The organism is Ornithinicoccus sp. (assembly GCF_057176825.1).
This window is the reverse complement of sequence record NZ_CM169976.1, coordinates 1,435,218-1,460,504: the sequence shown is the minus strand read 5'-3', so window position 1 is coordinate 1,460,504 and position 25,287 is coordinate 1,435,218. Positions and strand designations below refer to the sequence as shown.

Sequence of the window (25,287 nt, the reverse complement as noted above, 5' to 3'; positions counted from 1 at the left end):
CGACATCATGCTCCGATCACTTGGTGTAGGGCACACCCTCGGCGGCGGGCGGCCGGACCCGGCCCACGAAGCCGGCGACCGCGAAGATGGTGATGATGTAGGGCAGCATCAGCAGCAACTCCGAGGGCACCGTCGAGCCGATGGTGCTGAGGACGTTCCCGAGGTTCTTGGAGAAGCCGAACAGCAGCGCCGCCAGGACCGCGCCCTTGGGGTTCCACTTGCCCAGGATCATGGCGGCGAGCGCGATGAAGCCGTTGCCCGCCGACATCTCGCGACCGAACGCGAGCCCGGACCCGACGGTGAAGAACGCTCCGCCCAGGCCGGCGATGGCCCCGCCCAGGATGGTGTTCCACACCCGGCGCGGGTTCACCTTGATTCCCACCGTGTCGGCGGCCTTGGGGTGCTCCCCGACGGCCCTGGTGCGCAGGCCCCAGCGGCTGCGGAACAGCATGATCTGCAGCACGATGATCACGGCATACATGATGTAGACCAGGATCGACTGCCGGAACAGCACGGGCCCGAGCACCGGGATCTGGCTGAGCACCGGGATCTCCAGGACGCCCAGGGGCTGTCGGCTGTTCCAGGTCGCGGAGTCGGCCCGCAGCACCGTGGAGAAGAAGAAGCCGGTGAGGCCGATGATCAGGGTGTTCAGGACGACACCGACGATCAGTTGGTTCACGTGGTACTTGACCGAGAACCAGGCCAGCACGGCGCCGACCGACGCTCCCGCGATCGGTGCCCCGACCAGGCCCAGGTAGGGCTGGGCGAACAGGGAGGCGATCACGGCCGCGGCGAAGGCGCCGAAGAGCAACTGCCCCTCGATGGCGATGTTGATGATGCCCGACCGCTCGCAGACGACACCCGAGAGGGCGCCGAAGATCAGCGGCACGGACAGTGCCAGGGCGCCGGCCAGCAGCGAGGTGACCGGGATGACCGAGGTCTTGCCGGCGGCCACGAACACCAGGAAGGCACACACGAAGACGACACCGACCACGACGTTCAGCCAGGCCGGGATCGGGCGGTGCGACCGGGTGAGCCACACGGCGTATCCGGTCGCGGCGACCAGCAGCAGGGACAACAGCCAGGTGGCCGGCGCGGACGGGACGGCCCAGTTCGGGATGGTGAACCACCCCGATCCCGAGGCGATCGCAAAGGTGGTGTGGGTGCCCGAGGGGGTCGGCCGGGCGAAGGCCAGCAGGCTCAACAGCGCCGCCAGGCCGTAGACGATGGGGAACTTGTAGCTGATCCGCTTGGCCACCGTGGACAGGTCCTCCGCGGGCGTCCCGGCGGTCACAGGCACGGTCGGGGTGCTCATGCCGCAACCTCCTTCTTGGTGGCCGCCGACCGGCGCGGGGCGTCCGGGTCGGGCAGGCGGAAGATGCTGCGCACCAACGGCGGCGCGGCGATGAGGAGCACGATGACGGACTGCACCACGAGGATGATGTCGATCTCCGTCGGTGTGATCCGCTGCATCAGCGAGCCACCGGCCTTCAGCGCCCCGAAGAGCAGGCCCGCCAAGAAGGTGCCCAAGGGTCTCGATCTGCCGAGCAGCGCCACGGTGATCGCGTCGAAGCCGTAGGAGGCCGCCACGCCACTGGTCAGGGAGCGTTCGGTGCCCAGCACCTGGGCAGTGGAGGCCAACCCGGCCAGGCCACCGGCGATCACCATGGTGATGACGGTGATCCGGCCCACCGACATCCCGGCCGTGCGGGCGGCGTGCGGGTTGGCACCGACCGCACGCAACTGGAACCCGATGGTGGACCGCTCCAGCAGCCACCACACGAAGATGGTGGCCGCGATCGCGACCAGCAGTCCCCAGTGCAGCCGGAAGGTGTTGCCGGGCACCAGCCAGTCCGGGATCAGCCGGGGATAGACGGCCGTCTCGGCTACGGCCGGGCTGCGCTGCCCGGAGCGGCCCGGGTTGAACACCGGCTGCTTCAGGGTCCAGGCGATGAGGTAGACCGCGATCCAGTTGAGCATGATCGTGACGATCACCTCGTTGGCCCCGGACGTCGCCTTCAGCACACCGGGTATGGCTCCGTAGAGGGCGCCACCGACCATCGCGCCCAGGATGGCCAGCAGCAGGTGCAGGCCGACCGGCAGGCTCCAGGCGAAGCCGATGTAGCTGGCGAAGATGGCCCCGACGATGATCTGGCCCTGGGCACCGATGTTGAACAGGCCGGCGCGGAAGCCAACGCTGATGCCCAGACCGGCCAGGATCAGCGGGATGGCGTAGACGAACGACTCCGTGATCGGCCGGACCGACCCGGCGAACGTCGCCGCCTGCCAGTCGAAGATCGAGCCACGGAACATCGCCACGTAGGCGTTCCAGACCGAGGACCAGGCTGCCTGGAACAGGTCGAGTGGGCGGGCGAAGAAGTACCCGGCCGCCTCCTGGACCCGTTCGTCGGCGAGGGCGATCAGGACCCCGCCCAGGGCGAGTGCGACGACGATGGCCAGGAAGGAGATCGCCGAGCTGCCGCCGACGATCTGCCGCAGCACCGTGCGGCCCTGGTCCTTGTCCTGGCCCGGCTCGGCGGGAGCGGTGCCTGGGATCGGCGCCGCGCCGCCGGCGCCGGCTGGGGGACGTTCCTCCGTCACGTCAGACCCTCCTCGGTGTCAGCGGCGAGATCGGCCTCGCCCAGGGTGGAGTGGTGTTTGGCGGCCTCCTGCTGGGCCTCCTCCAGCGGCACGCCGGCCATCATCAGACCCAGGACGTCCCGGTTGACGTCCTCGTTGTCCACGATCCCGACGACACGGCCGCGGTACATCACGGCGATCCGGTCGGCCAGCGCCAGCACCTCGTCCAGCTCGGTCGAGACGATGATCACCGGGCGGCCCTGGTCGCGCTCCTTGACGATCCGTTGGTGGACGAACTCGATGGAGCCGACGTCCAGCCCGCGGGTCGGCTGCGAGGCCACCAAGAGGCTCAGGGGGCGGGACATCTCTCTCGCGAGCACCACCTTCTGGGCGTTGCCGCCCGAGAGGGTGGAGATCGGGTCGTGGACGTCGGTGAAGCGGACGTCGAACTCGGAGGTGCGGTGCACGGCGTTGTCGTGCACGTGTCCGGGGGACATCTGCACGCCCTTGGCGAAGGGCTCGGTGTCGTAGAGGTCCAGGATCAGGTTCTCGGCGATCGAGAAGCTCGCGATGACCCCGTCGGTCGACCGGTCCTCGGGGACGAATCCCAGCCCCGCCCGGAGCCGCTTCTTGATGTCCATGCCGAGCAGGTTCTTCCCATCGAGCAGGATCTCCCCCGCGGCCGCCGGCATCAGGCCCAGGATGGTCTCGGTCAGCTCCGTCTGACCGTTGCCCTGGACACCTGCGATCGACAGGATCTCCCCGCCCCGCACGGTGAAGCTCACCCGGTCCACGACCGCCGTGCCGTTCGGGTCGTGCACGGTCAGGTCGCGCACCTGGAAGGACTCCTCCCCCGGGTTCGCCGGGGCACGGTCCACCGTCAGACTCACCGAGCGCCCGACCATGAGCGAGGCGAGCTCGGTCTCGGTGGAGGTGGGACTGGCCTCGCCGACGACCTTGCCGCGCCGGATGACCGTGATCCGGTCGGCGATCGCCCGCACCTCGCGCAGTTTGTGGGTGATGAAGACGATGGAGGTGCCGGCCGCCTTGAGCTCCTCCATGATCCGGATCAGCTCGTCGGTCTCCTGCGGGGTGAGCACCGCGGTGGGCTCGTCCAGGATCAGGACGTTGGCGTCCCGGGAGAGCGCCTTGATGATCTCGACCCGCTGCTGGACACCGACGGGGAGGTCCTCGATGACCGCGTCGGGGTCGACATCGAACCCGAACCTCTCGGAGATTTCCTCGACCCGGCGACGGGCGGTGCCCAGATCGAGCAGGCCGGCGGGTCCGGCCGGTTCGTACCCCAGCGCGACGGACTCGGCCACGGTGAAGACGGGCACCAGCATGAAGTGCTGGTGCACCATCCCGATACCGGCGGCCACGGCGTCTCCGGGGCCGGGGAAGGTGACCGGCTTGTCGTCGAGCAGGATCTGCCCGTCGTCGGGGTCGTACAGGCCGTACAGCACGTTCATCAACGTGCTCTTGCCCGCCCCGTTCTCGCCGAGCAGGGCGTGGATCTCACCTGGTTCGACGACCAGGTCGATGTGGTCGTTGGCCACCAGGGACCCGAAGGTCTTGGTGATGCCACGCAGCTCCAACTTCATGGTCTCCGACTCCCGTCACGGTGGCTGTCCGATCGGCGCTGAGGAGGTGCGCTGACAGCGTAGCGGCCCGGCCCTGGTAGGCCGGGCCGCTACGCCGAGCAGTGGTGCGCGTGCCTCCGCGAGGGTCAGCTCACGGGGCGTTCGGGGACTCGATCACGAGCTCACCGGAGATGATCTGCTGCCGGTAGTCCTCGATGGCGTCCTTGAGCTCCTGCGGCACATCGCCGTCGAAGTCGTGGAACGGGGCCAGTCCGACACCCTCGTTCTCCAGCGTGCCGACATACGGCTCGTTGGAGAAGCTGTCGACGCTGGCGGTGATGGTGTCCTCGACCGCCGGGGCGATCTCCTTCATCACCGAGGTCAGCATGATGTCGCCGTACTCGGTGGTCTCGTACCCGTCAGAGTCGACCCAGATGATCTTGACCCCGTCGGACCCTTCGGCCGCCGCGGCCGCGCCGAGCCCGACCGGGCCGGCGACGGGCATGATGATGTCGGCGCCCTGGGCGATGAACTGCTCGGTGAGCGTCTGGCCCTGCGACTGGTTCTCGAAGTCACCGGAGAAGGAGCCGTTCTGGGCCTCCTTGTCCCAGCCGAGCACCTGCACGTCCGTGCCGTTGTCCTCGTTGTACTGGTCCACGCCGTCGGCGTAGCCGTCCATGAAGATCGCCACGGAGGGAATCTGCAGGCCGCCGAAGGTGGCCACGGTGCCTGACTCGGTCATCCCGGCGGCCAGGTAGCCGGCCAGGAAGGCCGCCTCGGAGGTGTTGAACAGGATCGGCTTGGCGTTCTCCAGCTCTCCGTCGAAGCCGGAGTCGATCAGCGCGAAGTTGCTGTCCGGGTACTGCTCCGCCGCAGCACTGATCGACTCCTGGAGCAGGAACCCGACGCCGATGGTCAGGCCGCAGCCCTGCTCCACCAGGCCGTTGACGTTGGTGGCGTAGTCCGCGTCCGACTGGGACTCGACCAGGACGGTCTCGACCCCGAGGCTGGACTCGGCGGCCTCCATGCCGAGCCGGCCGGACTCGTTGAACGACTGGTCGTCGAAACCTCCGGAGTCGGAGACCATGCAGGCCAGGAAGTCGACGTCGCCGCCGGCAGCCGGAGCCGTGGAGTCGTCGCCGTCGTCGGTGGCGTCGTCGCCGCCGCCCTCGGATCCGGCGTTGCTCCCGGTGTCCTCTTCCTCCGGGGCTTCACCGCAGGCGGACAGAGCCAGCGTGGCGGCCGCCGTCAGGGCCGCAAATTTCATCACCCTACGCACGGGCACTCCTTGATGTCGGGGGGACGTAACGGGGGGATCGTAGCCGGTTCTACCGGCTGTCCATCACGAGACCACTGCACCGTAACCATAAGGTAATGCAGCCGTGATCTTCCGAGATCACACCCGTCACACCCGTCACACCGGGGTCCGACTCAGGCGAGTCCCCCGGGCTCGATGGACGTGAGCACCGCCGCGGCCAACAACTTGGCTGCGATCCCGATGGACGCCTCGTCCACCACCAGGTCACCCTGGTGCAACTCATACGTCGGGCCGCCGGGCGTGCGCGTGCCCAGCCGCGCCATCGCACCCGGGACCTTGGTGAGGTACCACCCCAGGTCCTCGCCGCCCAGCGACTGTCGGGTGGGGACGACGGAGGAGGGGCCGACCACGGCGGAGGCCGCGGCCGTGAACGCCGCCACCGTGGCCGCGTCGTTGTCCACGGGCGGCACCCCCTTGACGTAGCGGACCTCCGCTGCGATGCCATAGGGGGCGACGACGCCCTGCACGATCTCCTTGATGAGCGGCTCGGCCGTGTCCCAGGTCTCGGAGTCGAGCATGCGGAGCGTCCCGACGCACTCACCGCGGGCGGGGATGACGTTGGCCACCGAACCGGCCTTGACCGCGCCCCACACCAGGGCGGTGCCCGACCGTGGGTCCAGCCGCCGGGACAGCGCCGCAGGCACATCGGTGATCACCTTGCCCAGGGCATAGGTGAGGTCCTGGGTCAGGTGCGGGCGGGAGGTGTGCCCCCCGCGGCCGGTCAGGGTGACATGCACCGAGTCCGAGGCCGCGGTGATCGGACCGACCTTGAGCCCGATGGAGCCCACGTCGACCGAGGGGTCACAGTGCACGGCGAACAGCCGGTCCACCCCGTCCAGACCGCCGGCGGCCATCACGTCGTGGGCACCACCGGGCATCGACTCCTCGGCGGGCTGGAAGATCAGCCGCACCCCGACCCCGAGCGCGACCAGGTCCTCCTCGATCTCGGCGAGGGCCAGCCCGGCCCCGAGCACCGCGGCGGTGTGCACGTCGTGCCCGCACGCGTGGCAGACACCCGGCCGGCGCGAGGCGAACGGCAGCCCCGTCACCTCGTCGACGGGCAGCGCGTCGAGGTCGGCCCGCAGCGCGATCCGGACCCGCGGCTGGGTAGCCCCCAGGTCGACGGTCGCCCCGCTGCCCGGCAACGTGCGCACGTTCAGCCCGGCACCCTGCAGGCACTGGCTGACCAGGGCGGTCGTCTGGTGCTCCTGGTAGGACACCTCCGGGTGCCGGTGGATGCTGCGTCGCCAGTCGATGAGGTCGGTGCGGCGCTCCTCGACGGTCTGCGTCACGCGCGCGATGAGGGCATCGACCGAGGGCGTCGGGTGGAGTTCGGGGGGAGTTGCGGCTGTCACTGGCTACTTCACTGTGGAGGTCGGGTACTGGGCGGCCACGTTACCTTGTGCCGGCGGCCCCTCTGGTCACCCCGGGGTGACTGGGGTCCGCGCGATGTCCCGCACCAGGGCCGGCCCGGCGTAGATCAGGCCCGTGTAGAGCTGCACCAGCCGGGCACCCGCGTCGAACATCCGGGCAGCGTCATCGACGGTCATGATGCCGCCGACGCCGATCACGGGGAGCCCCGTCTGCGCCGTCACGCGGCGCACCACCTCCAGCGCGCGGCCCGTGAGCGGGGCTCCGCTCAGTCCCCCGGACTCCTCGGCCGTATGCCGATCGGCCGGGGAGAGGTGGTCCCGCGCCAGGGTCGTGTTGGTCGCGATGATCCCGGCCACTCCGGCGCCGGTCGCGACCTCGAGGGCCTGGTCCAGGGCGGGGTCGGTCAGGTCGGGGGCGAGCTTGACCAGGACAGGACCGTCGGCGCGGTCGACGACCGCCCGCAACAGCTCCCCCAGTGGGCCGGCGTCCTGCAGGGTGCGCAGCCCGGGCGTGTTCGGGGACGAGACGTTGACGGCCAGGTAGTCCGCCAGTCCGGCCAGCGCGTCCACCGAGCTCAGGTAGTCCTGCGTCGCCTCCTCCAGCGGGGTGACCTTGCTCTTGCCGATCGAAACCCCAACCGGGATGTCGACCCGCCCGGCTGCACGAGCCTCCCGCAGCCGCTCCGCGAGCGCCCGGACTCCGTGGTTGTTGAACCCCATCCGGTTGATCACGCCGCGGCTCTCGGACAGGCGGAACAGGCGCGGACGGGAGTTGCCCGGCTGGGGCACCGCGGTGACGGTCCCGAGCTCCACGTGTCCGAAGCCCAGCGCACCCCAGGCGCGAACGCCGACACCGTTCTTGTCCATCCCGGCGGCCAGCCCGACCCGGTTGGGGAAGCGCAGCCCCCACAGGTCGACCCCGCCACCCGACCCCGCCGCTGCGCCGAGTGCCGTCCCCGTCGCCCGGACCAGGGCGCGGTGCCGGCCCAGAGCAGCGACCGCCTGCACGGTCCGGTGGTGCGCGGCCTCGGCATCACCGCCGCCCAACCGGAAGAACGCGGGACGCACCGCCGTCTGGTATCCGGCGGCAAGCACACGGGAGGTGAGGTCCTGGGCCACAGGCCCACCCTACGGTCGGGCCACCCCCGTTCGGGCGGGGATCCCTAGACTGGAGCGGATGAGCAGTGACGACGCGACCGACGCCGCGATCCCGGACTTCTGGTCCGTGGTGCCCGCGGGCGGTTCGGGCACCCGGCTGTGGCCGCTGTCCCGCCGGTCGGCACCGAAGTTCCTGCAGGACCTCACCGGCAGCGGGCGGTCCCTGCTGCAGGACACGGAAGCGCGCCTGGCTCCCCTGTCCGAGGACCGTGTGATCGTGGTAACCGGCGTGCTGCACGCCGAGGCAGTGCGGGAGCAACTGCCCGACCTGCCGGCTGACAACCTCCTCGTCGAGCCGTCGCCGAGGGACTCGATGCCGGCGATCGCGCTGGCCGCCGCCACCATCGAGCGCCGCTCCCCGGACGCCGTGATCGGATCGTTCGCCGCCGATCACGTGATCGGCGGTGAGGCACGGTTCCGCGAGTGCATCCGGGAGGCTGCGAACGTGGCGCGGGCCGGCGCGCTGGTGACCCTCGGCATACGACCCACGTATGCCGCAACCGGCTTCGGCTACATCGAGGTGGGCGGCGCGTGGCGGGTGCCCGGGGCACCGTCGGCGCACCGGGTCGACGCGTTCGTGGAGAAGCCAGACCGGGCGACCGCCGAGCGCTACCTGGAGGGCGAACGGCACCGGTGGAACGCCGGGATCTTTGTCGTCCGCGCGGCCACCCTGTTGGACATGCTGGCGACCTGGCACCCGGACCTGGTCGAGGGCGCCCGCCTGATCGCCGCCGAGCCCCGCCGGATGCAGGACGTCTGGCCGTCGCTGACCAAGATCGCCATCGACCACGCGGTGGCCGAGCCCGCGGCCGCCGCCGGGAGGGTGGCCGTCATCCCCGCGGACTTCCCGTGGGACGACGTCGGTGACTTCGCCTCCCTGGCCACCCTCCTGCAGGAGTCGGGCGACCACCCGGGGCTCCGGATCCTAGGACCCAGTGACCAGGTCATCTCCCTGGACAGCAGCGGGGTGGTGGCCGCGCACGGGGACCGCACCATTGTCACCCTCGGGGTTCCCGACGTCGTCGTGATCGACACCCTGGATGCGCTACTGGTCACGACCCGGGAGCGCGTCCAGGACGTCAAGGGGATCGTCGAGACCCTGCAGCGGATCGGGCGGGAGGACCTGACCTGAGCGCCGAGCAGGCCCCGCAGGGGCAGCCCCCGCACGACCCTGTGCACCCGTCCGCGCCGCCACCACGTGGCGCGGCTCGGCGTCCCCACGGCGCCCGCGACGGGCTGGGTCACCCACTGGCCACCTCCCGCTCACGGAACACACCCCGGGACGTCGGTGCGGCACCACCTGGGGCCGGGACGCTGGGGGTCATGCGAGTCGCGATCGTCACCGAGTCGTTCCTCCCCGCCCTCAACGGCGTCACCAACAGCGTCTGCAAGGTCCTGGAGTCGCTGCGCGACAAGGGGCACCAGGCGCTCGTCGTCGCCCCCGGCACGAGCCCGTGGAGCGCCACCGCCACCCCCGAGCACTACGCCGGGTTCCCGATCCACCCGGTGAGCAGTCTGCCGGTCCGCCAGTTCCGGGTCGGCCTGCCCTCCTACGAGATCGAGACCGTGCTGCACCGGTTCGACCCCGACGTCGTGCACGTCGCCTCACCGTTCGTGCTGGGGGTGCGCGGCCTCACCGCGGCCCGGGGCCTGGGGCTCCCCTCGGTGGCGGTCTACCAGACCGACATGCCCAGCTACATCCGGCAGCACTCCGGCCCCGTGGGCGAGCTCACCGCGCGGGCCGCGTGGCGCTGGATCCGCCGGATCCACGCCCAGGCCGACCTCACCCTGGCCCCCTCCACCTCAGCACTCCAGGACCTCCAGGAGCACGACGTCCCCCGGGTGGCGCTGTGGGGCCGGGGTGTCGATGCCGACCTGTTCCACCCGGACCGGACGCACGACCCCGAGACGCTGGCGCTGCGTTCCCGGCTGGCGCCGAACGGCGAGGTGCTCCTGGGGTATGTCGGGCGGCTGGCCCCGGAGAAGGAGTTGCACCGACTCGCCGAGCTGAACCGGCTGCCGGGCACCCGACTCGTCCTCGTCGGAGAGGGACCGAGCCGGGCCGAGTTGGCAGTCCAACTGCCCGGGGCGGTATTCCTGGGGCGCCAGGAGGGTCTCGGGTTGGCCCGCGCCTACGCCGCCTTCGACGTCTTCGTCCACACCGGTACCAGGGAAACCTTCGGCCAGACCCTGCAGGAGGGGGCGGCCGCCGGGCTCCCGGTGGTGGCACCCCGGCGTGGCGGGCCGATCGACCTCATCGACGACGGCCGCACCGGCCTGCTGTTCGACCCGGACCGCCCCGGAGCACTCCGCGCCGCCGTGTCGGCACTCGTCAGCGGTCCCCCGACCGAGGCCTCGGCGTTGCGGGAACAGATGGGCGCCGCGGGCCGCGAGCGGGTGGTGGAGCGGTCCTGGCCGGCGCTCACCGACCAGTTGCTCGAGCACTACGTGCGGGCGATCGGCCACGTCCCCGCCCACGTCGCCTGACGGGCTTCCGTGGCCTGACGGGCCCCACGCGGCGCCTCACCCGCCGAGCCGGTACTCCTCCAGGGTGCGCCACACCCCGTCGCCGTCGTGCACATACAACCGGAAGGTTCGGGCCACGAACTCGCAGTGGAACGTCGCGAGCTCCTCGAAGGCACGGTCCAGGGTGGCCGGATCCACGTCGTGGGCCACGGTGACGTGAGGGTGGTAGGGGAACTCCAGGTCCCGGTCCACCGGACCGAGCCGCACGGCACGTTCCAGCTCCTCGCAGGACGCCACCCCGCGGGCCACCTGGATGTAGACGACGTCCGAGACCGGTCGGAACGTCCCGGTCCCGCGCAGCACGACCGGGAACGGCTCCTGCTCGGCCGCGACCCCGCGCAGATGCTCGGCCAGATCCTCGCAGCGGGCCTGCGCGAGGGCGGTCGGCGGCAGCAGCGTGATGTGCGTCGGGATGTGTGCAGCACGGGCCTCCCCGTAGCCCAGACGCAGGCTGCGCAACTGCTCGCCCCACGGCTCGGGGATCGGCAGCGCGATCCCCACGGTGGTGCTCCTGCCGGAACTGACGGTCACTCGCCCGACCCTACCCCGCGGCGGCGCCGGTCTGTGAACGATCAACTGTCAGTTCGCCCAGCCCGTAGTCCACCACGACGGCCGCGTGGTCACTCCACCTCTCGGCATACGAGGCGGCCCGGCCGATCCCGACCCCGGTGACGGACCGCGCCAGCGCGGCGGTGGCGAACTGGTAGTCGATGCGCCATCCGGCGTCGTTGTCGAAGGCCTTGCCGCGCCAGGACCACCAGGTGTAGGGCCCGTCCACGTCCCCCGCGTCCTCCCGGACCACGTCGACCCAGCCGGCACCCAACCAGCGGCTCAGGTACTCCTGCTCCTCCGGCAGGAACCCGGACTTGCCCCGGTTGCCCTTCCAGTTGCGCAGGTCGGCCTGCCGGTGGCAGATGTTGAGGTCGCCGGTGACCACGGCGTGCCTCCCGGAAGCCTCGAGCGCCGCCAGTCGCTGCTCCACCGCGTCGAGCAGCGCGTACTTGTCGGCCTGCCGCGCGGTGCCCGCCTCGCCGGTGTGCATGTAGCAGGAGGCCACCGTCAGCCCCACGCCGTCGACCACGGTGTCCACCTCGATCCACCGGCCCTCGGCCCCCGGGACGTCCCCGAGGACCGCCTCCCCGCGGACCGCCTCCGGCGGGTCCGGGGTGAGCACGGCGACGCCTGCCCGTCCGGCGGGTCCCGGACATAGCGCCACGCCCCACCCCTCGAACAGGGTGTCCGCGAGCACCGACCTCAGGTGCTGCTCGGTCGCCCGGACCTCCTGCAGCGTCACCAGGTCGGGCTGACGCTCCGCGAGCCAGGTCAGCCCGTCACGTCGGGCCGCTGCCCGGATGCCGTTCACGTTCGCCGAGACGAGTCGCATCCGTCCATCCTCACCCACCCCGTCGGGTCGCTCCCCACCGGGCCACACCCACCGGGCAGACCCCGCCGGCGCCGGCACACGGCATACAGTCGGGTCATGGCCGACGACGAGAAGGACCCCGTCCAGACCGACCCGACTGACCGGGCCCCCTCCGGCGACGGGACCGAAGAGCCCGGACGCACCACCGCGCCCGCCGAGCCGGAGGACGACCTCGTCACCACGACCCACTCGCTCCGGGTGGGCCGGCGCACGCTGCGCTACACCGCCACCGCGGGCCGGGTGGTGCTGCGCGAGGAAGTCTTCAAGGACGACGTCTTCACCGGGGTGGAGGCCAAGGCAGAGGTGTTCCTGACCTCCTACGTGCTGGACCAGCCCAAGACCGCTCCCCCGCGCCCGGTGACCTTCGCGTTCAACGGGGGCCCGGGGTCGTCCTCGGTGTGGCTGCACCTGGGTGTCCTCGGCCCGCGCCGGGTGCAGATGGGTGATGTCGGGGACCTTGCGGCGCCGCCGTACGCGCTCGTCGACAACCCGGAGTCGTTGCTGACCGAGTCGGATCTGGTCTTCATCGACCCGGTCTCCACCGGATACTCCCGTGCGGTCAAGGGCGGCAAGGCAAAGGGGTACCACGGCTTCTCCGGGGACATCGAGTCGGTCGGCGAGATCATCCGGCTGTGGACCTCCCGCAACCAGCGGTGGATGTCCCCCAAGTTCCTCGCCGGGGAGTCCTACGGCACCACCCGGGCGGCGGCCCTGGCCGAGCACCTGCAGCAGCGCTACGGGATGTACCTCAACGGGGTGATGCTGATCTCCTCCGTGCTCGACATGGGCTCCATCGGGCTGCACGAGCCGGACAGCGACCGGGCCTTCGTGGGGTTCCTGCCGACCTACGCCGCGGTCGCGCACTACCACGGCAAGCACGGGCGCAAGGCGCTGTCGACGGTGGTCCGGGAGGCCGAGGAGTACTGCGAGCGCGACTACCCGTGGGCGCTGGCCCAGGGGCGCCGGCTGCAGGGCTCCGAGCGGGCCGAGCACGTCGCGAAGGTCGCCGGGCTCACCGGCCTGTCCCACGAGTGGGTGGACCGCGCTGACCTGCGCATCGAGCACCTGCGCTTCTTCACCGAGCTGCTGCGCGACGAGGGCCGGGTCGTGGGCCGGTTGGACTCACGGTTCACCGGTCCTGCCGCCGCGGGCAACGCCGAGACGATGGACGCTGACCCCTCCCACGACGCGATCGCGGGCCCGTACGCGGCGGCGTTCAACCACCACGTCCGCTCCGAGCTGGCCTATGAGTCGGACCTGCACTATGAGCAGATCTCGGGCAAGGTGCACCCGTGGTCGTTCGCCGAGTTCGAGGGCCGTTCGGTTGACGTCACCCCGAAGTTGGCGCGTGCGATGCGGGCCAACCCGCACCTGCAGGTGCACGTCGCCTACGGGTGGTTCGACGGCGCGACGCCCTACTACGCCGCCCGCGAGGTGCTGCAGCACCTGGCGATCCCCGAGGAGCTCTACGACAACATCGAGCACTGCTACTACGAAGCGGGACACATGATGTACGTGCACGAACCCTCCCGGGTGCAACAGTCGGCCGACCTGGCCGCCTTCGTCACCCGGGCGAGCGGGAGGTCCTGAGCCATGGCGTTCACCTGTGACAAGTGCCGCAAGCGCCACATGGGCAAGGCCGAGCGGTCGGTGACCGGCCGCTACCTGTGCCGCCGCTGCAGCCGGAACCTGAAGAACCGGACTGTCGGCCGGGGCCTGGGTGGCAGCAGCGGAGCCGCGGGCGCCGGCAGTTGGCTCGGGCGTGTCCGGAAGGCGATGGGCAAGAAGGAGGACTGAACCCTCCCTGCCCGACGTGTGCCGTGGGCGGTCGACGTATGCCGTGGGGCGTCGACGTATGTCGTAGGGCTGGGGCGGGACGCGTGACGGTTGCGGGCATGCCCGGCCGGGGGCAGGATCGATTCCACAAGGTCCCCGCAGACGGAGGTTGGCCATGGCTCTACCCGTGTACCTGAGCGTCGACCGGGCCCTGGCCCGCCTCGAGGAGGCCGACCAGGCGCTGGCGGCGACGATGGCCAAACTCGACGAGGACACGCTGCACGGCCCCTCGCTGTTGCCCGGCTGGAGCAGGGCGCACGTCCTGGCACACCTGGCCCGCAACGCCGACGCCCTCCAGCGACTGGTCGGGTGGGCGTCCACGGGGCGGGAGGTGTCGGCCTACGACTCCATGGAGCAGCGGGAGGCCGACATCGAGGAGGGCGCCCGGCAGTCGCTCGCCCGGCTGCGGGCGGACGTCACGACCTCCTCGGCGGCATTCCGCCAGCGGGCGGAGCACCTGCGGGGCCGCACCGACCTCGCCGACGTGCGCACCGGCAGCACCAAGATCGCGATGGCCGGCAGTCAGGTCCCCTGGATGCGGGTGCGCGAGGTGACGATCCACCACGTCGACCTGGACCTGGCATTCACCTTCAAGGACTCCTCCACCGAGGTGGTGCACGCCGCCATCGTGGAGTGCGCCGACCGGTTCAACGGTCGAGTGGGCTGCCCGCCGGTCACCCTCATCCCCTCCGACGGCCGCAAGGTCAACCTCGGTGGAGGCGGGCAGGCCATCGAGGGAGCCACCGGCAACATCCTGCTGTGGCTGACCCGGGGCATCGACCGCGGCCTGGCGAGTGCCAAGCCGCTGCCGACGCTCCCGTCCTACGGCTGAGCTGCCGACGCTCCCGTCCTACGGCTGAGCCAGGGTCTCCAGCACCCGATTGAAGGTGACCGAGGGACGCATGACCGCGGCCGCCTTCTCCTCGTCGGGCCGGTAGTAGCCGCCGATGTCGGTGGGCTGCCCCTGCACGGCGAGCAGTTCCTCGGTGATGGTCGTCTCCTGCTCGGCCAGTGCCCGGGCCACATCGGTGAATGCGGCGGCCAGGGCCGAGTCCTCGGTCTGCGCCGCGAGCTCCTGGGCCCAGTAGAGCGCCAGGTAGAAGTGGCTGCCCCGGTTGTCGATGCTGCCGAGCTTGCGGGCCGGTGACCTGTTCTCGTTGAGCAGGGTGCCGGTGGCCCGGTCCAGGGCGTCGGCCAGCACCTGGGCGCGCGCATTGCCCGTGCTGGTGGCCAGGTGCTCCAGGCTGACGGCGAGCGCCAGGAACTCTCCGAGGCTGTCCCACCGCAGGTAATTCTCCGCCACCAGCTGCTGCACGTGCTTGGGGGCCGAGCCGCCGGCGCCGGTCTCGAAGAGGCCGCCCCCGGCGATCAGCGGCACCACCGACAGCATCTTGGCGCTGGTGCCCAACTCCAGGATCGGGAACAGGTCCGTCAGGTAGTCGCGCAGCACATTGCCGGTCACCGAGATGGTGTCCTCACCGCGGCGGATGCGTTCCAGGGTGTGCGCCGTGGCCTCCACCGGGGACTTGATGGACAGGTCCAGGCCCTCGGTGTCGTGCTCGGCCAGGTAGGTGGTGACCTTCTCGATCAGGTTGGCGTCGTGGCTCCTGCTGCTGTCGAGCCAGAACACGGCCGGCGTCTGCGATGCCCGCGCCCGGGTGACGGCCAGCTTGACCCAGTCGCGGATCGCCACGTCCTTGGTCTGGCAGGCGCGCCAGATGTCACCGGCCGCGACCTCGTGCTCCAGCAGGACCGCACCCGAGGCGTCCACGACCTGCACGGTGCCCTCGGACTCGATCTCGAACGTCTTGTCGTGGCTGCCGTACTCCTCGGCGGCCTGCGCCATCAGGCCCACGTTGGGCACCGAACCCATGGTGGTCGGGTCGAAGGCACCGTTCGCCCGGCAGTCCTCGATCACCACCTGGTAGATCCCGGCATAGCTGCTGTCCGGCAGCACCGCGAGGGTGTCAGCCGGCTGCCCGTCCGGGCCCCACATCTGGCCGGAGGTGCGGATCATGGCCGGCATCGAGGCGTCGACGATGACGTCGCTGGGGACGTGCAGGTTGGTGATCCCCTTGTCGGAGTCCACCATCGCCAGGTCCGGGCCATCGGCCAGTCCCTGCTCGATGGCGGCCCGGATCTCGGCACCCCCGTCGACCGAGTCCAGGCCAGCCAGGATCGAGCCCAGCCCGTTGCTCGGTGACAGACCGGCGGCGGCCAGCTGGTCGGCATACTTCTCGAACACCTCGGGCAGGAAGGCCCGCACGACGTGACCGAAGATGATCGGGTCCGAGACCTTCATCATGGTCGCCTTGAGGTGCACCGAGAAGAGGACGCCCTCCTCCTTGGCGCGGGCCACCTGCGCGCGGAGGAACTCATCCAGCGCCGCGGCGCGCAGCACGGTCGCGTCCACCACCTCTCCGGTCAGGACCGGGATCGACTCCTTGAGGACGGTCGTCGTGCCGTCGGGGGCGACGTGCCGGACCGCGAGGGTGTCGTCCTGGGACATCACGACGGACTTCTCGTTGCTGGCGAAGTCGTCGCGGCCCATGGTGGCGACGTTGGTCTGGTTGTCCGGCGACCAGGAGCCCATCGAGTGCGGATGGGACCGGGCGTAGTTCTTCACCGACGCGGGGGCCCGACGGTCGGAGTTGCCCTGGCGCAGGACCGGGTTGACGGCGCTGCCCTTGACCTTGTCGTAGCGGGCCCGGGCGTCCTCCTCCTCCGGCGTGCTGGGGCTCTCCGGGTAGTCCGGCAGCGCGTAGCCCTGCCCCTGCAGCTCGGCGATGGCGGCCTTCAACTGGGGCAGCGACGCACTGATGTTGGGCAGCTTGATGATGTTGGCCGAGGCATCCTTGGACAGGTCACCCAGCTCGGCCAGTGCGTCGGGGATCCGCTGCTCCTCGGGCAGCCGGTCCCCGAACACCGCGATGATGCGACCCGCCAGCGAAATGTCGCGGGTCTCCACCTCGACCCCGGCCGTGGAGGCGAAGGCCTCGATCACTGGCTTGAGCGAGTGGGTCGCCAGCATCGGCGCTTCGTCGGTGAGGGTGTAGATGATCTTGGCCATGGACGTGCCGTCTCCTTGGACAGGTGGGTGCTCGGTGCCCCTTGAGGTTATCGCGCCCCACTTCCGACCTGGGTGTCCCGTCCGCGCCACCCCGCTGCTACCGTCACGGCATACCAGATTCCCGCACGACGAAGGGTCCTGCCACCGTGAACACCACACCCGTCAAGGTCGCCGTCACCGGTGCCGCCGGCCAGATCGGCTACAGCCTCCTGTTCCGCATCGCCAGTGGTGACCTGCTCGGTCCGGACACCCCCGTGCAGTTGCAACTGCTGGAGATCACGCCCGCGCTGAAGGCTCTCGAGGGCGTCGTCATGGAGCTCGACGACTGTGCCTTCCCGACGCTGGCCGGCGTCGAGATCGGCGACGACCCGAACGTGGTCTTCGACGGCGCCAACCTGGCGCTGCTCGTCGGCGCCCGGCCGCGCACCAAGGGGATGGAGCGCGGTGATCTGCTCGAGGCCAACGGCGCCATCTTCACCGGCCAGGGCAAGGCCCTGAACGACCACGCCGCCGACGATATCCGGATCACGGTGACCGGCAACCCGGCCAACACCAACGCCCTGATCGCGATGAGCAACGCCCCCGACATCCCCCGCGAGCGGTTCTCCGCGCTGACCCGGCTGGATCACAACCGGGCGCTGGCGCAGTTGTCCGCCAAGGCCGGGGTAACCGTCTCGGAGATCTCCAAGATGACGATCTGGGGCAACCACTCGGCCACCCAGTACCCCGACATCTTCCACGCCGAGATCGGGGGGCGCAGCGCCGCCGAGGTGGTGGATGACCAGGACTGGTTGGAGAACACCTTCATTCCGACGGTGGCCAAGCGCGGCGCCGCCATCATCGAGGCTCGCGGCTCCTCCTCCGCCGCCTCGGCCGCGTCCGCGACGATCGACCACACCCGCGACTGGCTGCAGGGCAGCCCGGAGGGTTCGTGGCTGTCCATGGCGGTGGCCTCCGACGGCTCCTACGGTGTGCCGGAGGGCCTGATCAGCTCCTTCCCGGTGACCACGTCCGGCGGTGATTACTCCATCGTGCAGGGCCTGGAGATCGACGACTTCTCCCGTGGCCGGATCGATGCCTCGGTCGCCGAGCTGGACGAGGAGCGTGAGGCGGTCACGGGGCTCGGCCTGATCTGAGCCCGCTCCCTGCCTGTGGTCCGGCCCGTGCCCCCGTGGGGTGCGGGCCGGATCCGTTTCAGTCGGTGCGGAGCTCCCCCGCGGATGCGGCTTTCGGACGCTTCTTCAGCGGATGCGCAGCGTCGCGCTGAGGAAGGCGATGGCCAGCCCGAGCCCCCACAAGCACAGCACGTCGAGCCACCGGGAGCGCACGACCAGGCCCCCGGCGACCTCACGCCCCAGCACCAGCCGCAGCAGACCGGCGACCCCAAGGGTGCCTCCGGCGACGTACCCGAAGCCCCGCAGCTCCCCCTGGAGGAGCATCCCGGCGGCCACCACCAGACCTATTGGAAGGACCCACCACCAGCCCAGCGCCTGGCGCCGGCGCCAGGCCGGAGGAGCCGGCGCGACGACATCGCCGAGGGGTTCCTGGTCGGCCCGCTGCCCGTCCTCGTGCTCCCGCGCAACCGGCTCCCGGTATCCGCCCTCCGAAGGGTCGGGTTCCCCTCCGCTCACGACACGGCGCGGGTGCCGAGTGCCGCGGCCTGCCGCTCCGCCGCCTCGACCACATTGGTCAGCAGCATCGCCCGGGTCATCGGCCCGACGCCGCCGGGGTTCGGGGAGACCCAGCCGGCCACGTCGGCCACGTCGGGCGCCACGTCTCCGGCGATCCGGCCGTCGCGGCGCGCGACCCCCACGTCTAGGACTGCGGCACCGGGCTTGACCATGTCGCCGGTGATCAAATCCGGCACGCCGGCTGCCGCCACCACGATGTCTGCCTGTCGGGTGTGGTCGGCCAGGTCACGGGTCCCTGTGTGGCAGAGCGTGACCGTGGCGTTCTCGGACCGGCGGGTCAGGATCAGGCCCAGCGGCCGCCCGACGGTCAGGCCACGTCCCACGACGACCACGTCGGCGCCCGCGAGCGGCACCTCGTAGCGGCGCAGCAGCTCCACCACACCCACAGGGGTGCAGGGGAGCGGGGCCGCACGGCCCAGCACCAGGCTGCCGAGGTTGAACGGATGCAGCCCGTCGACGTCCTTCTCCGGCTCCACCCGCGACAGGAGTGCGAACTCGTCCAGCCCTGTGGGCTGCTGGACCAGGAACGCGGTGCAGCCGGGGTCCGCATTGAGCTCGTCGACGACCGTCTCCACCTCCTGCTGGGTGCTGGTGGCGGGCAGATCACGGCGGAAGGATTCGATGCCGATCTCGGCGCAGTCCCTGTGCTTGGCGTTGACGTACCAGGTGCTCCCCGGGTCATCGCCCACCAGGACGGTGCCCAGGCCCGGACGGACCCCCTGGTCGCGCAGCGACCGGACCCTGAGTCGCAACTCCTCCTTGATCGTGGCCAGCACGGACTTGCCGTCGAGGATCTGCGCCGTCATGCCGTCAGTCTAGGAGGGATCCGCGACCCGCCAGGGCACGGGCGCCCGAACGCGCCTGCGGCGGGCAAATCCACTTGTGGACACTCTTCCGTATGTCGTACAGGCGTGCTATGTTGGGGGTAGTTCAGGAGAGGGGGGATGAGGATGAAGTCCTCACCGGAAGGCACTCGTTCCAGGGGCACTCGTGCAGCGGACCCGGGCGCAGGGGGCACCAGCACGGAGAGCTCGGGGACGGGGCTGGGGGTGGCGTTGGAGGCGGTGATCGCGGCCGGTGGGATCGATCCGAGGATCGTGGACGCGTTGCACGTGTTGGTCGCCGGAGCGGCCGCGCACCTGGACGATGAGGCCAGTGCGGCGGTGCAGGCCGTGTTGCCGGTGCGCGGCGGGACCGGACGGGCCGGGACCGTGCCCCCGGAAGCGGCGTGGCCGGACCGGGCCGTGGTCGACACCCTGTCCGCCGCACAGGCCGTGCAGGGCTGGTCCGAGCACCTGTCCCTGCTCGCGACCCGGACCCTGGCCGCGCGGGCCGGGGCCGAACTGTTGGCCCGAGCCGAGGTGGCCACCCTGGAAGAGTTCACCTCCCCCACCAGGCGGGACCGGTGGGCCCGACAGTCCCGGTCCGTGGCCGCGGCCGAGGTCGCCGCCGCGACCGGGTGCACCCGCCGTCAGGCCCACGACAGGGTCGCGTTGGCCACCGCACCCGAGGCCGCGACCGGCGTGGCGATGACCCAACTCGCCACAGGTCAGGTGACCTGGGCCCACCTGGCCACCTGGCAACGCCGCACCCACGACCTGCCCCCACACACCGCCGGCGCCATCGCCGCCACCTGCATGGACCCGGCCACCGCGATGGGCAACGCCGCCGACCACACCGACCCCGACACCGGACACACCACCACCACGACCCTGTCCTGGAAACAGTTCCAGGACGTCCTGGACCGCGAGGTCGTCCGCGCCCACGGCGGACCCGACCCCGCCGCCCGCGCCCGCCGCACCAGCGACCTACAACGCCGCGACGTCACCACCACCCTGTTCGAGCACGGCACCGCCCACCTCACCCTCACCGGCGACGGACCCGCCCTGGCCGCCGCCGCAGCCCGCCTCGACACCACCGCCCGCCGCCTACGCAAAGCCGGCGACCAACGCACCCTGGCCCAACTACGCGCCGACACCGCCCTCGCCCTGCTCGGCTTCGGCCAACTCCCCCACCTACCCGACCCACCCGGGGACGCCACGCCCGGGGACACCACACCCGGGGACAGCACGCCCGGGGGTAGTAGGTCCGGGGGTAGGGGGTCCGGGGAAGATCAGGGCCTGCCGATCGGTGCTGCCGACCCGCCCGTGGGCCACACCGGGACCGCCGACCCGGTCACCGGGCGACTCCTCGGCCCGGACGGCACCGGCAAAGACACCACCGACCCCGAGCGCCTGGCCCGGATGACCCGCGTCCTGGCCGGGGTCCCCGAAGCCCACATCGAGCTCGTCATCGGCCTGGACGTCCTCACCGGCGGCCCCGACACCATCGGCCACGTCCGCGGCTACGGCTACATCACCGGCGAACACGCCCGCGACCTCATCACCGAACACAGCACCATCCACCGCCTGATCACCGACCCCCTCGACGGCCGGTGCATCGAACGCTCCACCACCGCCTACCGACCCGACACCCCCATGCTCGCCCAACTCCGCGCCACCGACGCCACCTGCCGCGAACCCGGCTGCACCACCCCCTGGTGGCGCTGCCAACCCGACCACGAACACCCCTACGACGAAGGCGGACCCACCGCCGAAACCAACCTGGACTACAAAGACGGCACCGCGCACTGGCTCAAAACACAACGCCTCTGGCACACCGCACTAGACGCCCTCACCCGCAAAATCACCTGGACCACCCTCTTCGGCCGCTGCTACACCACCCACCCCCACGACTACCGACCCCACCTACCCCCACACCACCACCCCCGACACGACCAGCCGTATCAAGCCCGAGACCACCAGGAACGTCACGACCGGGCACGGCACGACCAGGCAGACCGGGCACGGCACGACCAGGCAGACCGGGCACGGCACGACCAGGCAGACCGGGCACGGCACGACCAGGCAGACCGGGCACGGCACGACCAGGCAGACCGGACACGCCACGTCATGCTCCGCGCCGCAGGATTCACCCGGATGACCTACGACTACCACCTCGCCCGCATCACCGGCCAAGCCCTGACCACCCTGACCCGCGACCACAACGGCCACCCCACCATCACCCTGCCCCCGGACGCTCCCGAACAGTCAGCGACCGACCAGGCTCGCGGCTCCGGACCCGACCGCCGCCCGACGACGATCGACCTCGCCCAACTCCTCTACGCCGCCCTCACCGAACACGAACCCGCCGCCTACGACGCCGAACACACCCAAGCCCCCTGGGCCCTCCCCGCCGAAACCGCCCACAAACACGGCCCCCACACCCGACGCGGCACCCCACCCGACCACCCCACCTACACCGACCTCCTCACCACCCGACCCACCCCCACACCACCCACCCCGCCCCCCACTGACCCCAACGACGAACCCCCACCCTTCTAGCGACGAACCACTGTCGCCCCTGGCCGCCAGGACCTCGCGTCACACTCAAGGGTGGGCGCCCGGGCGAGCGACCGGTCCTCGCGGCACCGAGGCGCCGGCGAGGTCGGCCCGAACTCGTGGCGAGGGTCGCCCAGCAGGCAGCGAGGACGGTCAGCCCGATGCCCAGCAGGAGCTGCGGCCCTACCAGGTGTCGCGTGGCCGGGACGGCGAGGTCGAGGGCCAGCGCGACCGTCATCTGACTGGTGATCGTGACCAGGCCGAAGAGCAGGATCCCGATGTGGCGCACCGCCCAGGCAGCCAACGCGATGTAGGTGATCCCGAGGAGCCCACCGAGCCAGACCCACCACGGCAACCCGCCAGGCTCCGGCAGCGGGCTGCGCAGCACCGGGACCGCCCCCACGAGGAGCACCGTGAGCAGGCCGGTCCCGAAGTTGAGGTGGGCCGTCACGAGTGGATCCCGTGCGGCCACACCCACCTGCCCGTTGACGGCCTGCTGGACCGCCGACCCCAGCCCGATCACGAAGGCCAGCGCCACGGGGAGGATCCGGAAGGCCGCATCCCCATTCGCCCCGGCGACAGCTGCCACCGCCACCCCTGCCGCCGCGACCAGCGCCGCCAGCACCCGCGAGACCGACAGCGCCTGGGCCCCGGCCGGCCCGAGCCCGAAGCGGTCCACCAGGAGGGCGCTAGCCACCTGTCCCCCGACGATCGCGATGAGGAAGGCGGCTACCCCGACCAGGGGCACGGCATACGCCTGGACGGCGACCAACAGCCCGCCGCAGACGCCACCCAACAGCTGCCACCACCTCAGGCGACCCTCGCGCAGCGCTCTTGGGACACGTGCGGCGTGGCGCCGGTACCGGGGGGCGAGCGCCAACAGGCACAGCAGCAGGAACCCCGAGCCGAAGCTCCACCACGCGGTCTGGAAGGCCCCGACCCCACCGGCCAGGACCCCGTGCATCCGGGACTGGACCGCCAGCAACGCACCACAACTGAACGCCGCCAGGAACGCCAGCAGGAGCCCGCGACCCGGCTCGCGCGCGGTCACCGCCAAGTCGGCTCAGTGGGCAAAGTGCCTCGTCCCGGTGAAGTACAGCGTGACCCCGGCCGCCTCTGCCGCGGCGATGACCTCGTCGTCCCGGATCGACCCGCCGGGAGAGACCACAGCCCGCACCCCCGCATCGAGCAGGATCTGCAGCCCGTCGGCGAAGGGGAAGAAAGCATCCGAGGCCCCGACCGACCCCCCGGCCCGCTCCGCACCGGCGCGGGAGACCGCGAGCCGACAGGAGTCGACCCGGTTGACCTGCCCCATCCCGATCCCGACGCTGGCACCGTCCCGGGCCAGCAGGATCGCGTTGGACTTGGTGGCGCGCACCGAGCGCCAGGCAAAGGCCAGATCGGCCAGCGTGGCCTCGTCGGCCGCCTCGCCCGCCGCCAGGGTCCAGGTGGCCGGGTCATCGCCCTCCGCGTCGATCGCGTCCACGGCCTGCATCAGCAGACCCCCGGAGACAGGGCGCGTCTCCACGCCGCCGCCGGACGGGGACGCCGCCTTGAGCAGGCGCAGGTTCTTCTTGGCGGTGAGCACCTCGACCGCGGCCAGCTCGAAGTCCGGCGCCACGACCACCTCGGTGAAGATGTCTTTCAGCTGGTGCGCCAGCTCCTGCGTCACCGGGCGGTTGGTCGCGACGATGCCGCCGTAGGCCGACACGGGGTCGCACGCGTGCGCCTTGCGGTGCGCCTCGGCGATGTCGGCGCCGATGGCGATCCCGCACGGGTTGGCATGCTTGATGATCGCGACCGTGGGCTGGTCCCCGTGGTCGTGGGCGGCGCGGCGGGCCGCATCGGCGTCGATGTAGTTGTTGTAGGACATCTCCTTGCCGTGCAGCTGCTCGGCCTGCGCCAGACCCGGCTCGGACAGGTAACCGTTGCCGTAGAGGGCGGCCCGCTGGTGCGGGTTCTCCCCGTAGCGCAGCACCGCCTGCCGTTCCCACGTGGCACCGGCCCAGGACGGGAACCCGGTGCCCTCGCTGGTGTCGATGAGCACGTTGCCCATCCAGGAGGCCACCGCCACGTCATACGTGGCCGTGTGTCGGAACGCGAGGGCGGCGAGCTGTTGCCGCTGGGCGAGGGTGAACCCGCCCGCCCCCACGGCGTCCAGCACCGCCTCGTATGCCGAGGGGTCGGTGACCACGGCAACGCTCGCGTGGTTCTTGGCCGAGGCCCGCACCATCGACGGCCCGCCGATGTCGATCTGCTCGACGCACTCCTCCGGGGTGGCGCCCGACGCGACGGTGTCGGCGAACGGGTACAGGTTGCTCACCACCAGATCGAAGGGCTCCACCTCGAGGTCGCCCAACTGGCGGACGTGGTCGGGGTTGCGGGTGTCGGCGAGCAGGCCGGCGTGCACCTTCGGGTGCAGCGTCTTGACCCGTCCGTCCAGGCACTCGGGGAAGCCGGTGACCTCCTCCACCCGGGTGACCGGCACGCCGGCGCCCTCGATCCGCCCGGCCGTCGAGCCCGTGGACACGATGGTGACCCCGGCGGTGTGCAGGCCCTGCACGAGCCCCTCCAGCCCGGTCTTGTCGTAGACCGAGACCAGCGCCCGGCGGATCGGGCGGCGCCCCTCGTCAGTCATGGAATGGTGACCTTTCGTCCGGTGACGGTGAAGCCGTCGCGGGCCATCCGGCCGACGTACTCGACCAGTTGGGGCCGCTCGGCCTCCTTGATGCGTTCGGTGAGGCTCTCCTCGGTGTCGCCCTCGAGGACAGGGACCGGGCACTGGGCCACGATCGCACCGGTGTCGACCCCCTCGTCGACGACGAACAGTGTCGCACCGGTCACCTTCACCCCGTAGGCGAGGGCGTCCCGGGGCCCGTGGATCCCGGGGAAGGAGGGCAGCAGCGCGTTGTGGCTGTTCAGGTACCGCCCCCCGAAGGCGGCCAGGAAGGCCGGGCCCACCAGCTTCAGGAAGCCTGCGGACACCACGAGCGCGGGCTCGTATGCCGAGACGGCGGCCGTCAGCGCCTCGTCCCACTCCCCCCGGGTGGGAAAGTCCGGGACCCGTTGCACGAAGGTCGGGATGCCGGCGCGCTCGGCCCGGCGCAGCCCCTCGATATCGGGTCGGTCCGCGCCGACGGCGACCACCTGGACGCCGTAGGCGGGGTCGGCGGAGGCGTCGATCAGGGCCTGCAGGAGGGTGCCGCTGCCCGAGACGAGGACCACGACCGGGACCGGGCTGCGCCCGGGGGCGGCAAGGCTGCTCACGGACGGATCGGTCGGTGCGGCCACCCGGGAACTGTAGCCCGGCTCCTGCCGGAATGGGTCAGCGGGTGAGCCTGCGGGCGCG

General features: G+C 71.1%; 21 protein-coding genes. 7 read left to right on the top strand and 14 right to left on the bottom strand.

The window, feature by feature from the left end:
* Window positions 1-16 precede the first annotated feature (16 nt).
* The 6 genes from AC1QRC_RS07535 to AC1QRC_RS07510 form a co-directional block, all read right to left on the bottom strand.
* The gene (locus AC1QRC_RS07535; protein WP_484206159.1) at window positions 17-1,315 is read right to left on the bottom strand and encodes an ABC transporter permease; all 1,299 of its coding nucleotides are present in this window, start codon (window positions 1,313-1,315) and stop codon (window positions 17-19) included.
* Window positions 1,312-2,601: an ABC transporter permease gene (locus AC1QRC_RS07530; protein WP_484206158.1), complete on the bottom strand. Its 1,290-nt coding sequence runs from the start codon at window positions 2,599-2,601 to the stop codon at window positions 1,312-1,314. The genes AC1QRC_RS07535 and AC1QRC_RS07530 overlap by 4 nt, the downstream gene beginning before the upstream one ends.
* Window positions 2,598-4,184: an ABC transporter ATP-binding protein gene (locus AC1QRC_RS07525; protein ID WP_484206157.1), complete on the bottom strand. Its 1,587-nt coding sequence runs from the start codon at window positions 4,182-4,184 to the stop codon at window positions 2,598-2,600. The genes AC1QRC_RS07530 and AC1QRC_RS07525 overlap by 4 nt, the downstream gene beginning before the upstream one ends.
* Window positions 4,185-4,314: 130 nt before the next feature.
* Window positions 4,315-5,442, bottom strand: coding sequence for a BMP family lipoprotein (locus tag AC1QRC_RS07520; RefSeq protein WP_484206156.1), 1,128 nt, complete (start codon window positions 5,440-5,442; stop codon window positions 4,315-4,317).
* A 152-nt stretch (window positions 5,443-5,594) separates the two neighbouring features.
* Window positions 5,595-6,773: an amidohydrolase gene (locus tag AC1QRC_RS07515; protein WP_484206155.1), complete on the bottom strand. Its 1,179-nt coding sequence runs from the start codon at window positions 6,771-6,773 to the stop codon at window positions 5,595-5,597.
* Between the two features lie 129 nt (window positions 6,774-6,902).
* Window positions 6,903-7,973, bottom strand: coding sequence for a quinone-dependent dihydroorotate dehydrogenase (locus AC1QRC_RS07510; RefSeq protein WP_484206154.1), 1,071 nt, complete (start codon window positions 7,971-7,973; stop codon window positions 6,903-6,905).
* Between the two features lie 58 nt (window positions 7,974-8,031).
* Here AC1QRC_RS07510 and AC1QRC_RS07505 point away from each other — a divergent pair, with 58 nt between their 5' ends.
* Complete coding sequence (locus AC1QRC_RS07505) at window positions 8,032-9,144, top strand: mannose-1-phosphate guanylyltransferase (protein ID WP_484206153.1); 1,113 nt, start codon at window positions 8,032-8,034, stop codon at window positions 9,142-9,144.
* A 191-nt stretch (window positions 9,145-9,335) separates the two neighbouring features.
* Window positions 9,336-10,499 (top strand): glycosyltransferase family 4 protein, encoded by a 1,164-nt coding sequence (locus AC1QRC_RS07500; protein WP_484206152.1) that lies wholly within the window; start codon window positions 9,336-9,338, stop codon window positions 10,497-10,499.
* A 36-nt stretch (window positions 10,500-10,535) separates the two neighbouring features.
* Here the strand turns inward: AC1QRC_RS07500 and AC1QRC_RS07495 are convergent, their stop codons facing one another.
* Together AC1QRC_RS07495 and AC1QRC_RS07490 are read right to left on the bottom strand one after the other, a co-directional pair.
* Window positions 10,536-11,069, bottom strand: a complete 534-nt coding sequence (locus tag AC1QRC_RS07495) for a 2'-5' RNA ligase family protein (RefSeq protein WP_484206151.1) — start codon at window positions 11,067-11,069, stop codon at window positions 10,536-10,538.
* 10 nt (window positions 11,070-11,079) lie between these two features.
* A complete protein-coding gene (locus tag AC1QRC_RS07490) occupies window positions 11,080-11,922 on the bottom strand; it encodes an exodeoxyribonuclease III (RefSeq protein WP_484206150.1) in 843 nt (280 codons plus the stop codon).
* A 96-nt stretch (window positions 11,923-12,018) separates the two neighbouring features.
* Between AC1QRC_RS07490 and AC1QRC_RS07485 the strand changes: the two genes are divergently transcribed.
* The 3 genes from AC1QRC_RS07485 (at window position 12,019) to AC1QRC_RS07475 (ending at window position 14,629) form a co-directional block, all read left to right on the top strand.
* The gene (locus AC1QRC_RS07485) at window positions 12,019-13,551 is read left to right on the top strand and encodes a S10 family peptidase (protein ID WP_484206149.1); all 1,533 of its coding nucleotides are present in this window, start codon (window positions 12,019-12,021) and stop codon (window positions 13,549-13,551) included.
* A gap of 3 nt (window positions 13,552-13,554) precedes the next feature.
* A complete protein-coding gene (locus AC1QRC_RS07480; RefSeq protein ID WP_484206148.1) occupies window positions 13,555-13,758 on the top strand; it encodes a hypothetical protein in 204 nt (67 codons plus the stop codon).
* Window positions 13,759-13,912: 154 nt separating this feature from the next.
* On the top strand, window positions 13,913-14,629 hold the full coding sequence (locus AC1QRC_RS07475; RefSeq protein ID WP_484206147.1) for a maleylpyruvate isomerase family mycothiol-dependent enzyme: 717 nt from the start codon (window positions 13,913-13,915) through the stop codon (window positions 14,627-14,629).
* An 18-nt stretch (window positions 14,630-14,647) separates the two neighbouring features.
* Here the strand turns inward: AC1QRC_RS07475 and AC1QRC_RS07470 are convergent, their stop codons facing one another.
* A complete protein-coding gene (locus AC1QRC_RS07470; protein WP_484206146.1) occupies window positions 14,648-16,867 on the bottom strand; it encodes an NADP-dependent isocitrate dehydrogenase in 2,220 nt (739 codons plus the stop codon).
* 146 nt (window positions 16,868-17,013) lie between these two features.
* Here AC1QRC_RS07470 and AC1QRC_RS07465 point away from each other — a divergent pair, with 146 nt between their 5' ends.
* The gene (locus tag AC1QRC_RS07465; protein ID WP_484206145.1) at window positions 17,014-18,003 is read left to right on the top strand and encodes a malate dehydrogenase; all 990 of its coding nucleotides are present in this window, start codon (window positions 17,014-17,016) and stop codon (window positions 18,001-18,003) included.
* 105 nt (window positions 18,004-18,108) lie between these two features.
* Here the strand turns inward: AC1QRC_RS07465 and AC1QRC_RS07460 are convergent, their stop codons facing one another.
* Both AC1QRC_RS07460 and AC1QRC_RS07455 read right to left on the bottom strand, forming a co-directional pair.
* On the bottom strand, window positions 18,109-18,498 hold the full coding sequence (locus AC1QRC_RS07460) for a DUF3017 domain-containing protein (RefSeq protein ID WP_484206144.1): 390 nt from the start codon (window positions 18,496-18,498) through the stop codon (window positions 18,109-18,111).
* Entirely contained in the window at window positions 18,495-19,364 is an 870-nt protein-coding gene (locus AC1QRC_RS07455; RefSeq protein ID WP_484206143.1) for a bifunctional methylenetetrahydrofolate dehydrogenase/methenyltetrahydrofolate cyclohydrolase, read from the bottom strand. The genes AC1QRC_RS07460 and AC1QRC_RS07455 overlap by 4 nt, the downstream gene beginning before the upstream one ends.
* Window positions 19,365-19,607: 243 nt before the next feature.
* On the opposite strand from AC1QRC_RS07455, the gene AC1QRC_RS07450 reads away from it, so the two are divergent.
* Window positions 19,608-21,941: a hypothetical protein gene (locus tag AC1QRC_RS07450; RefSeq protein ID WP_484206142.1), complete on the top strand. Its 2,334-nt coding sequence runs from the start codon at window positions 19,608-19,610 to the stop codon at window positions 21,939-21,941.
* Here AC1QRC_RS07450 and AC1QRC_RS07445 read toward each other — a convergent pair.
* The 3 genes from AC1QRC_RS07445 to purN are packed head-to-tail and all read right to left on the bottom strand — an operon-like array spanning window position 21,868 to window position 25,229.
* Window positions 21,868-22,989, bottom strand: coding sequence for a DMT family transporter (locus AC1QRC_RS07445; RefSeq protein ID WP_484206141.1), 1,122 nt, complete (start codon window positions 22,987-22,989; stop codon window positions 21,868-21,870). The two genes, AC1QRC_RS07450 and AC1QRC_RS07445, sit on opposite strands and share 74 nt — an antisense overlap.
* A 12-nt stretch (window positions 22,990-23,001) precedes the next feature.
* Entirely contained in the window at window positions 23,002-24,576 is a 1,575-nt protein-coding gene (gene purH, locus AC1QRC_RS07440) for a bifunctional phosphoribosylaminoimidazolecarboxamide formyltransferase/IMP cyclohydrolase (RefSeq protein WP_484206140.1), read from the bottom strand.
* Window positions 24,573-25,229: a phosphoribosylglycinamide formyltransferase gene (purN, locus tag AC1QRC_RS07435; RefSeq protein WP_484206139.1), complete on the bottom strand. Its 657-nt coding sequence runs from the start codon at window positions 25,227-25,229 to the stop codon at window positions 24,573-24,575. Before purN ends, purH begins: the two co-directional genes overlap by 4 nt.
* Between the last annotated feature and the right edge of the window lie 58 nt (window positions 25,230-25,287).

What these genes read in the sequence shown, in the direction of transcription:
- AC1QRC_RS07535 (WP_484206159.1), bottom strand. Translation starts at nt 1,315, where the DNA reads ATGAGCACCCCGACCGTGCCTGTGACCGCCGGGACGCCCGCGGAGGAC.
- AC1QRC_RS07525 (WP_484206157.1), bottom strand. Translation starts at nt 4,184, where the DNA reads ATGAAGTTGGAGCTGCGTGGCATCACCAAGACCTTCGGGTCCCTGGTG.
- AC1QRC_RS07505 (WP_484206153.1), top strand. Translation starts at nt 8,032, where the DNA reads ATGAGCAGTGACGACGCGACCGACGCCGCGATCCCGGACTTCTGGTCC.
- AC1QRC_RS07500 (WP_484206152.1), top strand. Translation starts at nt 9,336, where the DNA reads ATGCGAGTCGCGATCGTCACCGAGTCGTTCCTCCCCGCCCTCAACGGC.
- AC1QRC_RS07490 (WP_484206150.1), bottom strand. Translation starts at nt 11,922, where the DNA reads ATGCGACTCGTCTCGGCGAACGTGAACGGCATCCGGGCAGCGGCCCGA.
- AC1QRC_RS07485 (WP_484206149.1), top strand. Translation starts at nt 12,019, where the DNA reads ATGGCCGACGACGAGAAGGACCCCGTCCAGACCGACCCGACTGACCGG.
- AC1QRC_RS07480 (WP_484206148.1), top strand. Translation starts at nt 13,555, where the DNA reads ATGGCGTTCACCTGTGACAAGTGCCGCAAGCGCCACATGGGCAAGGCC.
- AC1QRC_RS07475 (WP_484206147.1), top strand. Translation starts at nt 13,913, where the DNA reads ATGGCTCTACCCGTGTACCTGAGCGTCGACCGGGCCCTGGCCCGCCTC.
- AC1QRC_RS07470 (WP_484206146.1), bottom strand. Translation starts at nt 16,867, where the DNA reads ATGGCCAAGATCATCTACACCCTCACCGACGAAGCGCCGATGCTGGCG.
- AC1QRC_RS07455 (WP_484206143.1), bottom strand. Translation starts at nt 19,364, where the DNA reads ATGACGGCGCAGATCCTCGACGGCAAGTCCGTGCTGGCCACGATCAAG.
- purH (WP_484206140.1), bottom strand. Translation starts at nt 24,576, where the DNA reads ATGACTGACGAGGGGCGCCGCCCGATCCGCCGGGCGCTGGTCTCGGTC.